The following is a 14103-nucleotide window of genomic DNA, read 5'->3' as shown; positions in this document are numbered from 1 at the left end:
CGGGACCGTACCGCCCCAGGGGAGGGCACACCCGATGCACACGCCGCACATGCCACCCGCTCCGTCCGGTCCGTCCGATGCCCTCACGCCGTTGCCGCCGTCGTCGTCGTCGGCCGGAGCGGAGGGCACCGGCGGAGCCGCCGTCCGGCTGGGCGCACTGGTTCCGTTGACGCGGCCCGGCTGGGTCGAGGCGGGCACCCACCTGCTCGCGGGGCTCGAACTGGCCGCGCGCGAGGTCAACGCCGCGGGCGGGATCGACGGCAGGCCGCTGGAGCTGGTGGTCCGGGACACCGCGGCCGACCCCGAGCGGGCGGCGGCCGCCGTCGACGAACTGACAGCCCTGGGCGTCGTCGCCGTCGTCGGCGAGTACCACAGCGTCGTCGCCCGTGCCGCGGCGGCCCGGGCCGCCGCCCTCGGCGTGCCGTTCCTCTGCTCCTCGGCGGTGCTCGACGCGCTCGTCGAGGAACCGACGTCATGGGTGGCGCGCCTGGCCCCGGCCCAGTCCCACGGCTGGCGCGTCTACGCCGACTTCCTGCTCGGCGCGGGGCGGCGCCGGGTCGCCGTGGCGACCCAGCCGAGCGTCTACTGGGCCACCGGCACCCGCCTGCTGCGGGACCACCTCGCCGACCGCGGCGGCACGGTCGTCGAACTCGACGCGACCGCGCTCACCCCCGAGGCCGTGTGCGACGCCCTCGTCGCGCACGACGCGTCGGCGCTCCTCCTGCTGGTCGGCACCCCGGATCCCGCCGTGCCGATCGTGCGGGCCGCGCGCCGTGACGTGCGGCTCGCCGAACTCCTGATCGGCGCTCCGGCCGGGCAGCCGGAACTCCCCGGCTGGGCGCGTGCGCTGGGCGGGGACGGCGCCGGAGTCCCGTTCCTGCGGTATCTGCCCGAGCCCCTCGACGCCCTCGGCGAGCGCGTCGGGAAGGAACTCCGCCGGCGGCTGGGCGAGGCCCCCTCCTTCGTCGCCTTCGAGGGCTGGGACGCCGTCGCCGTCCTCGCCGAGGTGCTGCGCGCGCACGGGACGGACCGAGCGGCCGTCGCCGCGGCCTGGCCGCGCGTGGCGGTCGACGGCACCCGGGGACCGATCCGGTTCACCCGCACGCCGGGCATCGGCGTGTGGCAGTGGGCCTGGCCGCCGGTCCAGGTCGTCGACCGCGACCCGGCGGACCCCCACCGCTTCCGGATCCTGCACACCGGCTGAGCCGTACGCCGGGCCTCCGGGGTCCGGGTCCGCCTGCCCCGGCCCCGGGTCCACCTGCGCACGGAGCCGTGCCCACCTGCGTACGGACCGGATCGACATGCGCACGGCCCCGGGTCCGCCTGCGCACGCCCCATGGGCGCACCCCGCCGCGTCAGCCGAGCACGGTCCTTTCACCGTCGCGGGTGATAGCCGTCCCGCCGCCGCTACCTTGCGCGCCGACGGGACGTTGGGGTGCGGTGACGCCTCTGCAGTGACGGTTCTGCTACGAGGACCTGCGGGTTTCGGGAAGCCGTACCCGCCGGGCCGCGACCGGGCGTCACCGCCGTGGTGATGATCCGACCGGATGGGGTGGGAACGTGGGCGCAGCAGATCTCGACGGCCTGGTCGGACGCGACGCCGAACACGCCCGCCTGCGACGGCTCCTCGGCGCCCATCGGCTCGTGACCGTGACGGGCGCGGCCGGGGTCGGCAAGAGCCGTCTCGCCCTGGCGGCCGCCTCGCCGCAGGACGGCCCCTGGCAGGCGATGGTCCGCGTCCGCTGGCACGACGGCGTACCCTTCGGGCCCTGGGCGCTCGCGGCGCGGATCGCCCGGGCCCTGGACGCCGCGACGGGCACGTACGGCCGCGGCCGCTCCGGAACCCCGGATCTCGCCACCGCCGTGCGGTCCCTCCCCGGCGGGGAGCTCCTGCTCCTCCTGGACGACGTCGACCCCGTCCACGCCGACTGCACCGGCCTGGTGCCGTCGCTCCTGATGAGCCTGCCGACCCTGCGGATCCTGATCACCGCCCGTCGGCCGCTCGGGCTCGGTGACGAGCGGGTGCTGCGCCTCGCCCCTCTGGGCACCGACGCCCCGGCCGCAGGCCTCTCGCCCGCGGCCGAGCTCTTCCACGCCCTGGCCGTACGGCACGGGGGAACGGCGGTGGTCGACCGGCGGGCGGTCGACCGGGTGTGCGCGCTGGTGGAGGGCGTACCGCTGGCGCTGGTCCTGGCCGCGGCCCAGCTCGGGGGCACGAGCGTCGGAGAGCTGGCCGCCCGGCTCGCGCACGGGCAGTGCTGGCTCGCCGACCCCAGCGCCGGCGCGGCCGTGCGGCGCCACCGGTCCCTCCGCTCGTCGATCGGCGCCGTGCACGCCCTGTGCGACCCCGCCGTACGCGCGGTCTGGCGACGCCTCAGCACCTTCGCGGGCTCCTTCACCGCGCACGCGGCGACCTTCGTGTGCGAGGACACCGGTCTGGCCGCCGACCGGGTGCCGCCCGCGCTCGCCGAACTGGCCGCCGTCGGCGTCCTGTCCGCGCACGGCGAGTTCGGCGCGGTGCGCGAGCCGCGCTACCGCATGACGCGGGCCGCCCGCGACTTCGGAGCCGAGCGGCTCGCCGCCGCGGGCGAGACGGCGGCGGCACGGGACCGCCACGCCCGCCACTGCGCGAGCGTCGCCGCCGTCGCGGAGACGCTCTGGAACACCGGACTCCAGCAACAGGCCGTCGACCTCGTCCGCGACGAGCACGAGGACCTGACCGACCTCCCGCGCCGGGCCGCCGCCCACCCACCCGCCCCCGCCCGTCCCGAGAACGCCCGTCCCGAGAACGCCGGTCCCGAGAGCGCCGGTCCCGAGAGCGTCGGTCCCGAGAACGCCGGTCCGGACGGCGGCGATGCCGAGATCGCCCTGGAGAGCGTCCTCCACCTCTGGTTCTGGTGGGCCGCCCACCAGCACGCCGAGGCGGGGGCGGCCCACGTCCTCGCGCTGCTGCCGCGCCTGCCCACCGACAGCCCCCTGGCCGCCCGGGGGCAGTGGCTGGCCGGCTGGCTCACCGCGGGCTCGGACCCCGTGGCCGCCCGCCGCCTCCTGGCCCGCGCCTGGCGCGCCGCCGTCCTCGCCGGGGACGACGCCCTCGTGGGGCGCATCGCGCACGCCCACGGCACCCTCGCCTGGCGGCGCCACGACCACGACGCGGCCGCCGAGCACTACCGGTACGCCGCCGACACCGTCCCCCCGGACGCGCCCGGCGGGCCCACCCCGATGGTCAGCCTCGCCGCGCTGGCCGTCGTCCAGACCCGTACCGCCCCCGCCCTCGCCGCACGCACCGCCCGCCGCGCCCTCGCCCAGCGGGCGGGACGCCACGACACCTGGGCAACCGCCCTGGCCCACTACGCCCGTGCCCTCGCCGACCACCGCACCGGGCAACCCGGCCGTGCCCGCCGCCGGGCCCGCCGCGCCCTCGCGCACCTCGACGCGCGCCTGGACGCGCCCCAGGCGCACACCGCCCTGCGCCACCTGCTGCACCACCTCGACGAGGCCGCGCCGGCCCGCTTTGGCGATCCCGTGCGCCTGCCTCCCCCGCGCACACGGCCCCGCACCCGGCCCGCGTCGAGCCCGGCGTGAGCGGTACGGATTCCGGAGCACGGCCCCCGGGGTACGGAGGCCGGGACCGGGGTGCGGGGCCCTGGAGGCCCTGGCCGGCCGCGGTGACCCCCGCGAACCCCACAGCCGCTGCGTGCTCCAGCGCGGCGCCACCGCCGCGCGACCCGAGGGGGGCGACCACGCCTCCCTCTGCCCGCGTCGGGCGAAGGACGTCGGCGGCCGGTGGTTCCCGCGCTTCCGCCCGCGCGACGGACGGTGACGGGGAGCGCAACCGGCCCCGCGCCGACGCTCAGGCAGGGGGCGCCGACGGCCTAGACCAGCAGGAGGATCGCCAGCGCGCCCGAGGCGTCGACGACCCCGCACCACTCCGACCACGCCCGTGGGACGCACCGGCCCGAGCGGTGGTGGACGAGGTCCCAGAACGCGTGGGCGAACCAGCCGGCGGCCACGGCGTGCAGGGCGACCCGGCCGTCGAGGGCGAGCGTGAGCGCGGCGAGCGCGCAGAAGCCGAGGAGGCCGCCGAGCTGGACCACCAGCGCGCGCCGGTCGCGGAGTTCGCCCCTGACGGCGCCGAAGCCGAGGTAGCACAGGGGCATGACGACGAGCAGCGCGGCGAGGAAGCCCGTCGGCGGGAGGCCGTCGACGAACGTGACCAGGGCGAGGGCGAGCGCGAGCAGGGTCGGCCAACGGCGGCCGAGGGAACGGATCGTCATGTCCTCACTGTGCGGCGCGCACCAGCCCCGCGGGGAGCGCGCGGCCGCGGGACGTCCGTCCCCTTGGGGTGCGTGTCCGTGCGGGATAGGGTCGCCCGCATGGGGGGACGCACGGAGCGCCTGATGGTGGTCGTCGGGTTCGAGGCGGCCGAGCTGCTCGACATCGCCTGCGTGACGACCGGGCTCGCCATGGCGAACGGCCTCGGTGACATCGCCGTGCCCTACCGTGTGCGGGTGATCGGGCCCGGCGGAGGCGCCATCCGCTGCGGTACGGGCCTCTCGCTCGGCAGCGACGACGCGCTGGAGCGCACGAGGGGGCCCCTGGACACCCTGGTCGTCTCCGGCGGCCTCGGGGTCGACCGGTTCGCCGCCGACCCCCGTCTCGTCGGCCACGTCGGACGCCTCGCCCGCGAGAGCCGCCGGGTGGCCTCCGTGTGCACGGGCGCGGCCGTCCTGGCCGCCGCCGGGCTCCTCGACGGCCGCCGTGCCACCACCCACTGGCAGTTCGCCCCCCTGCTGGCCGAGCGGTACCCCGGCGTCACGGTCGACCCGGCGCCCCTGTGGATCCGCGACGGGAACGTCTACACGTCGGCGGGCATCACCAGCGCGCTCGACCTCACCCTCGCCTTCGTCGAGGAGGACCACGGCCCCGAGTTGGCGCGCCGGGTCGCCCGGCACCTCGTCGTCTACCTCCAGCGCCCCGGCAACCAGAGCCAGATGAGCCTGTTCACCGCGGCCCCGCCGCCCCGCGACGACACGGTGCGCGTCCTCGTCGCGCACATCGCCGCCCACCCCCAGGAGGACCTGAGCACTCCCGCCCTCGCCGCCCGGGCCGGGATGACGCCGAGGCACCTCACCCGGCTGTTCACGGAGCACCTGGGACGCCCGCCCGGCCGTTACGTCCGCACCGTCCGTACGGAGACGGCCGCGCACCTCCTCGTCTCCACCACGCTCCCCCTGGCGGCGGTGGCCGTGCGCTGTGGTTTCGGCACGCCGGAGGCGCTCCGCAAGGCCTTCGCCGACCACTACGGCGTCTCGCCCTCGCACTACCGCGCCGGCATGCGCTCCACGAGCGGTCCCGCGCCCCGGACGTGACCGCGTGCGGGCCCCGTCAGTCGTACGGTCGCGCTGCCGCTGCCGCTGCCGCTGCCGCTGCCGCTGCCGCTGCCGCCTCCGCGCTCGGACGGCTTCGACCGCCCGTCCGAGCGTGTTTTCGCCGGGTCCGGCTTTCTCCGGGTGGCCGAAACAGGTTGACTGGGGGGAGTGCGTCACGGCGACACGAAGGGAGAGCGAGCACATGGAGGACGAACATCCCGCGGGCCCGGACCACGGCGGCCCCGCCCCGGACGGAGCCGACCGTGGGGCGCGGCCGCCCGGCGCGGGCCGCTTCGCCGTGGAGGTCGCCCCCGCGTCGTACCCCGGCACCGTCGTCCTGAGCCCGTCGGGGGAGCTCGACCACGACACGGTGGGCCCCTTCGACGAGGCGCTGGACCGGCACGCGGAGCCCGGGGTGCGCATCGTCGTCGACTGCTCCGGCCTGCGGTTCTGCGACTCCACCGGTCTGAACGCGCTGCTGCGGGCCCGTACGGCCCTGCTGGCCGTCGGGGGACGCCTCGACCTCGCCGGACTGCTCCCGCCGATCGAGCGCATGTTCGACATCACCGGGGCCCGGACCGTTTTTCGCGTGTACGAGGACCTCGGCGGGGCACTTACCGACCTGACGGTGCCGGACGACCGGCCGTAAGGGAGGGGGTGGGCGGTGGAACACCAGGAGAGCGCCGACACCGGAGGCGCGAGTGGCGGCGGCGACCGAGGTCAGGTTCGCAGGCTGGTCCTGGCAGGGAGCCGCGGGGCCGTCTCGCGCTGCCGCCGTTTCACCGCCGAGGCGCTCGCCGACTGGGGCTGGACCCCTCCGGCGAGCGAGGCGGCGAGGGAGCGGGTGGAGGACGTCCTGCTGCTGGTGTCGGAGGTGGTCACCAACGCCTGCCTGCACGCCGGGGGCCCCGAGCAGCTGGTGCTGCGCCACGCCGGGGGGACGCTGCGGGTCGAGGTCGCCGACGCCAGCCCCGAGCCGCCGCGCCGCCAGGCGCCCCGCTCGCCCGCCCTGCCCGGAGGGCACGGTCTGATGCTGCTGGACCGGCTCGCGGCGGACTGGGGGAGCGAGCGGAAGCCGGACGGCGCGACCGGCAAGGTCGTATGGCTGGAGGTCACCCTTCCGGAACGTCCTCGCTGGGCTCCTCGTCGCTGAGCCCTTCGCCGATCAGCCCCTCGCGCAGCTCGCCGAGGATCCGGGAGAGCAGGCGCGAGACGTGCATCTGGGACAGGCCGATGCGGCGGCCGATCTCCGCCTGGGTGAGTTCCTCACCGAAGCGCAGCGACAGGATCTCGCGGTCGCGGTCGTCCAGCCGCGCGATGAGCGGCTTCAGGGACTCCAGGCAGTCGATCAGCTCGTACGCCGGTTCCGTGACGGCCACCTGGCGCCCGGTGGCGCCCGATCCCGCCGTGTCGTCGCCGGCCGGCGCGTCGAGGGAGCGGGCGGCGTAGCCGTTCGCCGCGAGTTCGCCCTCGGCGACGCTCTCCTCGGTGAGGTGCAGCTGCTCGGCCAGCTCGGCACGAGTGGGCTGGTGGCCGAGGCGCTGCTCCAGGGCGTCGAGGGCCTTCGCCACGTCGATGCGCAGCTCCTGGAGCCGGCGGGGCACGCGTACGGCCCAGCTGGTGTCGCGGAAGAAACGTTTCATCTCGCCGACGACGGTCGGCAGCGCAAAGGTCGAGAAGTCGCTGCCCCGGTCGGGGTCGAAGCGGTCGATGGCCTTGATGAGACCGATCGTGCCGACCTGGATGATGTCCTCCATGGGCTCCGCGCGGTTCTTGAACCGGCGGGCGGCGAACTTCACCAGGCTGAGGTTGAGCTCGATGAGCGTGTTGCGGACGTAGGCGTACTCGGCGGTTCCCTCGTCGAGCTCGCCGAGACGTCGGAAGAGGTCGACGGAGAGCGTCCGGGCGTCGTCCGTGGAGACGGTGGTCGGACGGACCGGCTCGGGCAGTCCGTCGAGCGCCGCCCTGCGCACGGCCGCGCCGGAGGCGGCGCCGTCCGCGGGGGGTCGCGTAAGGGTGGCCGGTCGGTCACTCGCGCTGGACATGGGGCTCCTTCGACGGGGGCGATGGGCTGCGCCGCGTGCCGTGGGAGGCCTCGGCGCGGTCCGTCGGTCGAGCGTTCTGGGAACAGGATTCCCGCCGTGAGCACGTCTGACACGATTCGTCCTAAAAAGTACCGTTTTACCGGAAAGGCACCCGTCCCGATGGGGGGATGGGTGCCTCCTTGGTGTATTCGCTCACGCTCGGTGACCAGCGACGTCCGATGACCGGTTCATGCGATATCCGCTGACCGGAGCACGGCCCCGGCGGATCACCAGCGGTACCAGCGCCCACCGCTTCCGCGGACGAAGAAGCCGATCACCCAGAGGATGAGGACGGCGATGGCGATGTACCAGAGGACTTCCACGGCGAAACCGGCGCCGAACAGAATGAGGATCAGCAGCAGGACGAGGAGAAGGGGAACCATGATCGGACCTCCGTGAGGCTCCGGGGTCGGCTCCGCCGGTTCTTCGGCACCGTCACCCGGTCTCCCGGCGGTTGCCCGCTGTCCCGGAGATCATGCGCCGGAACCCGGGATCACGCGCCGGAACCCGGGATCACGCGCCGGAACCCGGGATCATGCGCCGGAACCCGGGATCACGCGCCGGAACGGTTCCCGGGCTCGACGGCACTCCCGACGACGCCCCTGACGACGCCCAGGTCCACGAGGTCCCGGGGGCGCAGCCGGAGCTGGTCGGCGACGGTCGCGGAGTCCTCCGGGTCCCGCTTGAGGATCGCGGTGGCGGCCTCCGGGGCGATCACGGAGAAGTAGCTGTCCGGCGTGGCCCAGGTGTTGCCCGGGGCGGCGAGGGCGAGGGCGCCGCCCGAGCCGCCCTCGCCGACGAGCAGCGCCGTCACCGGGACGCGGGCGGTGGCGACGGCCGCGAAGAGGTCGGCGATGGCCGGGCCGGCGCCGGCCCGCTCGGCGGCCGGGTCGTTCGCCGCGCCGGGAGTGTCGATGAGGGTGAGGACGGGGACGCCGAGCCGGTCGGCGAGCCGGACGAGCCGGGCGGCGGTGCGGAACCCGGCCGGGAGGGTGGCGGTGCCGAGCTGGGCCGCGTACGCCACCGTACGGCCGTCGGGGAGGCGGCCGAAGCCGCAGCGCATGCCCGGGTCGGTGCCGCCGCAGCGGTCGCCCGAGATCTCCTCGCGCAGCGTGAAGTGGGCGTCGAGATAGCGGTCGGCCCGCGGCCGGTCGGCGTGCCGGGCCCGGGCCACGGCCTCGCGCCCCGAGGCTGCGGGCGGTGCCGGGGCGCCGAGCGCCGCCGGAGGGGGGACCGGCCCGGCCGCGGGCCGGGTGAGCAGCGAGAGCCAGCGGCCGGCGGTGGCCCGCAGCGCCTCGGGCGGGACGACCGCGTCGATGTGGCCGTGGGCGAGCTGGGCCTCCGCGGTGTACGCGGCAGCATCGGCGCCCTGCGGGCGGACCCGCGACCCGGCGAAGCCCACCTGGGCGCCCGGCAGGCCGAGCACCACGTCGGAACCGGCGCCCAGGGTCGCCCAGCCGCCCCCGGTTGTCGGATCGCGCAGCACGGCCAGCTGCGGCAGCCCGGCGGCCCGGGTCAGCGCGGACTCGCCCGCGAGGCGCTGGAGCTGTACGAGGGCCCGCATGCCCTCGTGCATCCGGCTGCCGCCGGTGGCCAGCAGGGCGACCACGGGCAGCCGGTGGGCCCGCGCGTGGGCGTGCGCGGCGGCGGCGCGGGCCCCGGTGCGCTCGCCGATCGACCCGCCGAGGAAGCGGAACTCGAAGGAGATCAGCACCACCGGCACCTCGCCGATCGTGCCGGTGCCGCAGACGACGGACTCCGACTCCCCGGAGCGGCCGGCGGCGCGGGCGTGCGCCGCGGCGTAGCCGGGCCAGCCGATGGGTCCGTCGTCGGTCAACGGCTCGTCGTCGGCAGCGGGGAGTTCGGTGAAGTCGTCGCACACGAGGGCGAGCGCCTCGCGCGCGGTCGGCTGGTCGGTCATGCGGGCCCCGTCGCCTGGTCGTCGCTCGTCGGATGGTGGTGGGTGCGGCTGTGCCGGACGTGCCGGCTGTGTCGGACGTGCCGCCCCACCGTACCGCCCGATGATCGCGGACCCCGGCCGTGCCGCCCCCTTCGCGACCGGGCCTCGACCGCGCCGCCCCGGCCGCGCGAGCCACCGCTCGGGGAGCGCGGGCGGACGCGGGGATGCGGGTGACGCGAAGGCCGCGTGCGCGCGAGGGAGGTGAGGTGCCGGGTGGTCAGACGGCTGGATCCGGCTCCGGTACGGCTCCGGGGCCCGGCTCCGGGTCCCGCGCGGCGTCCTTCCGGCGCCGCCAGGGGCGCCACCGGTTCCGCGGGGGCCGGTCCGGGAGCCAGCCGAAGGCCAGGCTGCTGCCCACCAGGCCGAGCATCATGCCGATGAAGAAGCCGCCCAGGTTGGAGGTGAGCCAGCTGCCGAGCGAGGCCAGGACGCCCACGACCGAGTAGAAGAGCCGCTGGCGCGGGTTGAGGACGATCAGCGCGCCGCAGATCACCATCAGGATCGGCAGCACGTACCCCACCAGGCTGTCCGCGCCCGCCGCGAGGATCACGGAGACGCTGGCACGCTGGGTCAGGAGGATCTCGGCGCCGCCCAGGGCCAGGGCGAGGCCGGCGCCGAACGGCCGCCGGTGCCGCCAGAGCCGGAAGGCCCGCCAGGGGTGCCGACGGCCGGACGTCACGCTCAGCAGCCCTTCGAGCTGAAGCGCATGTGCAGGTCGGGCAGGGTGAACCGCACCGCGGTGGTGGCGTAGTTCGTCTGCCGCACGTCACGGATCTTCACCGTGTCCGCCTGCTGGCCGAAGACCCCGAGCGGCCCCTTGATCGGGGGCTTCTCGAAGGTGCTCGCGTCGCCGCCGATCTCGATGTTGTCGAAGTCGGCGACCTTGCCGGAGATCTCGGTGGAGTCGGTGGTCAGGCCCGAAGCCTTCACGGGCGTGCCCTTGTTGCCGGCGGTGATGTGCAGGTAGGTGCCGCCGATCTCCACGCTCTGGCAGAGGTTGGTCAGCTCGGCCTGCCGGATCGCCGTGACGATCGTGAGGATCTGCCCGCCGGTCTCGCCCGCGTTGGGGCTGCCCTCGGGCATGCTGTCGAGGGCGCCGAACTGGCCGAAGCCGGTGCCCTCCAGGGTGTCGGCGGTGACCACGAACGGCATCCCGGAGATGGCGAACTGGGCGGCGAGCGCCCCTTGCGCGGTCAGGACGACGAGGGTGGCGGCGGCCGTCAGGGCGGGGACGCCCATCAGGGCCGCGCGACGGAAGCGGACCCGGCCGCGTCTCGGCGAACCCCCCTCCGGTAAGGGGGAGTTCGCGCTGACGGCCTCGGGACCTTCGGACAGGGCCATGCGGTGCTCCTGACATGAGTGAGGAAACGGACCTGCGCGGCGATGTCCTGGCGCGGACAGTCCCCCAGCCCGCCCGGGTCTTCCTCGGTGGAGCGGAGGCAGACGTGCCGCAGGGAACCTTTCGGACGGTAGACCCGTGGTTACCGGCGGGTCAACTCCCGTGCAGCCACCACCTCCTGGCGATCACGGGGAAGCGGTCGGCGAGGTGAACGGCGAGATCACCACATGGACCAGACTGTCCAGGAGCGTCGGCAGCTCGGCCGTGCGGCCCTCGTCCACCGCGCGGTGGACCGCCGCGTGGACGGCGCCGACCACCGTGTCCACCAGCTCGCGCCTCGGGACCCAGGACGGCCCCGGCGGCGCGTCCACGAAGAACCGGCGAAAACTGGCCAGAAGTTCGGCGCGTGCCCGGCGCCCCGCGGGCCCCAGGGACTCGATCTCCACCACCATCGTGGCGAAGGCCGGCGCCTGGGCGAGGACCGTCAGGAGCACCTGAAGTCCGGCCCGTACGGACGCCGGCCAGTCCGGGCACGCGTCCTCGTCGCCGTACGCCCGTTCCATGGCCCGCACGACCACCTGCGTGCCGCCCCGGAAGGCGGCGAGAACGGCGTCCTCCTTGCCGGTGAACAGCTCGTAGAAGACGGGCCGGGTCACTCCGGCGGCCCGGCAGATGTCGCTGATCCGCGCTCCCGCGTAGCCGTTCGCCGCGACCGTCCTGGCCACTCCGTCGAGCAGCCGCTCCCGCTGCCGCGAGGCCACCTGTTCGGGGGTCAGCCGGCGCGGTCCCGGGCGCAGCGAGCGCTCCGGTTCGCGTCCGGAGCGGGCCCCGGGCAGGACGAGTTCCTCCTCGACTTCGCGAGCGCTCGTCATCGGCCACATCCTCCGCGGGTTGTTGACGTCACATACTCGACAGGATTACAACCCTCGTGGGTTTTCCTCTCGAAGGCCTCGGTGCCCCGGGTGCCGCGGTGGCGTCGCTCCCCGTGGGACGGGACGCGCCTCACCGTGCACCGCACCGAGTATCACGCCCCCGCACCGCGTACGACACCGCTGCCGGCGATCCGTGGCGCCGGATCCGCTCCGGCGGCGGCCGCGCACCATCCCGTACCACCGCACACCGTTCCGTACCGCCACGCACCATCCCGTACCACCGCGTACCGGTCCGCAGCATCACGCACCGACCGCAGCACCACGCACCGATCCGTACCGCAGTGCACCCTCGCGCTCCGCCGCACCCCGGGCGGGACCGCGCTCCCGCGTGCCCGGCCGCCCTCGGGTCCCGGCTCCCGGCACGCCGCGTATCCCCGAGTACTCCCCGAGTACCCACGCGCACCGCTCCCGGCACCGCACCCCCACCTCCGTACGGAAGGAACCCTCATGCAGCAGCGCGCACTCCTCGCCACCGTCGGCCTGGCCGTCGCGGCCACCCTGGCCACGGCCACCCAGGCCGGCGCCTCCGGCACCGTCCTCACCACCGGCTCGTCCAGCGGCCCCTCCGTCGCGGTCGGCGACGTCCTGACCGCGTCCCTCTCCGCCGGAAGCACGGCGAGGATCGCCACCACCCTGGGCGGCAGCACCGGCATCACCTGCAACAGCTCGGCCTTCACCGCGAGCGTGACCGGCAATCCGGCCGCCCCCGGCACCGCCACCGAGTCGCTGAGCGCCCACACGCTCGCCAGCTGCACCACCAACATCATGGGCGCCACCGGCGTCCAGAGCATCACGGTCAACAACCTGCCCTACACCACCGCCGTCACCTCCGGCGGCTCGCTGACCGTCACCGCGGGCAGCGCGGGCCCGATCCAGACCACCCTGAAGATCAACACGATCCTCGGCCCGACCACCTGCGTCTACCGGGCCACCGGCCTCACCGCCACCCCCTCAAACACCGACAACTCCCTCACCTTCAAGGACCAGTTGTTCACCAAGGCCAGCGGGCCCGGCACCTGTCCGGCCAACGGCTACTTCTCCGCGAAGTACGGTCCCGTCGTCGACACCACGCAGGGCGGCGCCGTCGTCTTCGTGAACTGACCGGCCCGTCGGCTGACCGACCCGACGACCGGCTGACCGGCCCGGCCCTCCCCCTCCCGCCCCGCGGCAGGGGGAGGGCCGGGCCTCACGCCATGATGCCGCTGCCGTGCGGGGCGTACAGGTCCAGGAGCCGGACCCGGGTCACGTGGAGCCGATGGGCAAGGATCGACCCCACCCAGAACAGCACCGAGGAGCCGAACTCCGCGTCCGAGCGGCACATCGACCGGACGGCCGGCGCGTCGAACTCGTACGCCCGGACCGGCGTCATGGCCTCCGCGCCCGACTGGCACAGATACGGCGGGAACATCCACGACAGCCCCACCAGCTCGCCGTGGCGGAGGGTCTCGATCACCGGGGAGCCCCGGCCGGGCACCTTCGCGTCCAGCGTCACGGCCCCCGTCTTCACGATCCAGAACCGGTCCGCGTGCTGCTGTTCCTCGAAGAGCCGGTGACCCGCTTCGAAGTGGACGTCCCCGGCGAAGGCCATCAGACGCTCGCGGTGCTCGGGCGGCAGCGTGCTGACCTTGGGTGCGGCGATGGTCATGGCGGACCCTCCTCGGACGCGCGACTCTCCCACCGCCAGTGTCCGCCAGGCCGCCCCGCCGCGCAGGGGTCACTCAGGGGCGGCGACGCTTCACGCTCCGTGCCCCCGGTCCGGGGACCCGGACCGGCGCCCCCGATCCGGCGTGCGCGGGCCGGGCCCAGGGCGGAGCATGAACGTGAGAGAGGCAGGGGGCGCGAGTCAGGAGGGTGCCATGCCCGTCCCCGACGGCGGTGACGCACTCGTCGTGCTGCGCGGTGTCGACAAGCACTTCGGTCCGCTCCACGTCCTCCAGTCCATCGAGCTGACGATCCACCGCGGTGAGGTCGTGGTCGTCATCGGCCCCTCAGGATCGGGGAAGTCGACGCTCTGCCGCGCGATCAACCGCCTGGAGACCATCGACGAGGGCGAGATCGTCATCGACGGCAGGCCGCTGCCCGCCGAGGGCCGCGAACTCGCCGCCCTGCGGGCCGACGTCGGCATGGTCTTCCAGTCCTTCAACCTCTTCGCCCACAAGACGGTCCTCGACAACGTCACCCTCGGCCAGATCAAGGTGCGCAAGAAGGACCGCAAGGAAGCCGAACACCGGGCCCGGACCCTCCTCGACCGCGTCGGCGTCGCCAACCAGGCCGACAAGTACCCGGCGCAGCTCTCCGGCGGGCAGCAGCAGCGCGTCGCCATCGCCCGCGCGCTCGCGATGGACCCGAAGGTGATGCTCTTCGACGAGCCGACGTCGGCGCTCGACCCGGAGATGATCAACGAGGTCCTGGAGGT

At 75.0% G+C, this 14103-nt stretch carries 15 protein-coding genes; 7 read left to right on the top strand and 8 right to left on the bottom strand.

What is annotated here, in order from left to right:
* Positions 1 to 49 precede the first annotated feature (49 nt).
* Together ACWDVG_RS28620 and ACWDVG_RS28615 are read left to right on the top strand one after the other, a co-directional pair.
* Positions 50 to 1204: an ABC transporter substrate-binding protein gene (locus tag ACWDVG_RS28620; RefSeq protein ID WP_451703356.1), complete on the top strand. Its 1155-nt coding sequence runs from the start codon at positions 50 to 52 to the stop codon at positions 1202 to 1204.
* A gap of 356 nt (positions 1205 to 1560) precedes the next feature.
* Positions 1561 to 3585 (top strand): ATP-binding protein, encoded by a 2025-nt coding sequence (locus tag ACWDVG_RS28615; protein WP_451703354.1) that lies wholly within the window; start codon positions 1561 to 1563, stop codon positions 3583 to 3585.
* A 290-nt stretch (positions 3586 to 3875) separates the two neighbouring features.
* On the opposite strand, the gene ACWDVG_RS28610 is transcribed toward ACWDVG_RS28615, so the two are convergent.
* Positions 3876 to 4277, bottom strand: coding sequence for a hypothetical protein (locus ACWDVG_RS28610; protein WP_451703352.1), 402 nt, complete (start codon positions 4275 to 4277; stop codon positions 3876 to 3878).
* A 123-nt stretch (positions 4278 to 4400) separates the two neighbouring features.
* Between ACWDVG_RS28610 and ACWDVG_RS28605 the strand changes: the two genes are divergently transcribed.
* The 3 genes from ACWDVG_RS28605 (at position 4401) to ACWDVG_RS28595 (ending at position 6525) form a co-directional block, all read left to right on the top strand.
* On the top strand, positions 4401 to 5372 hold the full coding sequence (locus ACWDVG_RS28605; RefSeq protein WP_451703403.1) for a GlxA family transcriptional regulator: 972 nt from the start codon (positions 4401 to 4403) through the stop codon (positions 5370 to 5372).
* 202 nt (positions 5373 to 5574) lie between these two features.
* Positions 5575 to 6021, top strand: a complete 447-nt coding sequence (locus ACWDVG_RS28600) for an STAS domain-containing protein (protein WP_451703350.1) — start codon at positions 5575 to 5577, stop codon at positions 6019 to 6021.
* A gap of 15 nt (positions 6022 to 6036) precedes the next feature.
* A complete protein-coding gene (locus tag ACWDVG_RS28595; RefSeq protein ID WP_451703348.1) occupies positions 6037 to 6525 on the top strand; it encodes an ATP-binding protein in 489 nt (162 codons plus the stop codon).
* Here ACWDVG_RS28595 and ACWDVG_RS28590 read toward each other — a convergent pair.
* From ACWDVG_RS28590 to ACWDVG_RS28565, 6 genes are all read right to left on the bottom strand, one after another.
* Positions 6485 to 7417 carry a SigB/SigF/SigG family RNA polymerase sigma factor gene (locus ACWDVG_RS28590; protein WP_451703347.1) on the bottom strand — a complete coding sequence of 311 codons (933 nt, stop codon included), beginning with the start codon at positions 7415 to 7417 and terminating at the stop codon, positions 6485 to 6487. The genes ACWDVG_RS28595 and ACWDVG_RS28590 overlap by 41 nt on opposite strands.
* A 266-nt stretch (positions 7418 to 7683) precedes the next feature.
* Complete coding sequence (locus tag ACWDVG_RS28585; RefSeq protein ID WP_451703345.1) at positions 7684 to 7839, bottom strand: hydrophobic protein; 156 nt, start codon at positions 7837 to 7839, stop codon at positions 7684 to 7686.
* Positions 7840 to 8009: 170 nt separating this feature from the next.
* Complete coding sequence (locus ACWDVG_RS28580; protein WP_451703343.1) at positions 8010 to 9377, bottom strand: carboxyl transferase domain-containing protein; 1368 nt, start codon at positions 9375 to 9377, stop codon at positions 8010 to 8012.
* Positions 9378 to 9633: 256 nt separating this feature from the next.
* On the bottom strand, positions 9634 to 10101 hold the full coding sequence (locus ACWDVG_RS28575) for a DUF6114 domain-containing protein (RefSeq protein WP_451703401.1): 468 nt from the start codon (positions 10099 to 10101) through the stop codon (positions 9634 to 9636).
* On the bottom strand, positions 10098 to 10757 hold the full coding sequence (locus ACWDVG_RS28570) for a DUF6230 family protein (protein ID WP_451703342.1): 660 nt from the start codon (positions 10755 to 10757) through the stop codon (positions 10098 to 10100). The genes ACWDVG_RS28575 and ACWDVG_RS28570 overlap by 4 nt, the downstream gene beginning before the upstream one ends.
* Before the next feature lie 183 nt (positions 10758 to 10940).
* Entirely contained in the window at positions 10941 to 11627 is a 687-nt protein-coding gene (locus ACWDVG_RS28565; RefSeq protein WP_451703339.1) for a TetR/AcrR family transcriptional regulator, read from the bottom strand.
* 507 nt (positions 11628 to 12134) lie between these two features.
* On the opposite strand from ACWDVG_RS28565, the gene ACWDVG_RS28560 reads away from it, so the two are divergent.
* Positions 12135 to 12788 carry a Tat pathway signal sequence domain protein gene (locus tag ACWDVG_RS28560; protein WP_451703337.1) on the top strand — a complete coding sequence of 218 codons (654 nt, stop codon included), beginning with the start codon at positions 12135 to 12137 and terminating at the stop codon, positions 12786 to 12788.
* An 85-nt stretch (positions 12789 to 12873) separates the two neighbouring features.
* Here ACWDVG_RS28560 and ACWDVG_RS28555 read toward each other — a convergent pair whose 3' ends face one another.
* Complete coding sequence (locus tag ACWDVG_RS28555) at positions 12874 to 13332, bottom strand: Crp/Fnr family transcriptional regulator (protein ID WP_451703335.1); 459 nt, start codon at positions 13330 to 13332, stop codon at positions 12874 to 12876.
* Positions 13333 to 13543: 211 nt separating this feature from the next.
* On the opposite strand from ACWDVG_RS28555, the gene ACWDVG_RS28550 reads away from it, so the two are divergent.
* Positions 13544 to 14103 (top strand): amino acid ABC transporter ATP-binding protein (locus ACWDVG_RS28550; RefSeq protein WP_451703333.1); only part of this gene is annotated, 560 nt, incomplete at its 3' end.

It is taken from the genome of Streptomyces sp. NPDC003327, from assembly GCF_053589515.1.
Note: the sequence above shows the minus strand (reverse complement) of the source record. Positions and strands in the feature narration are given on the sequence as shown.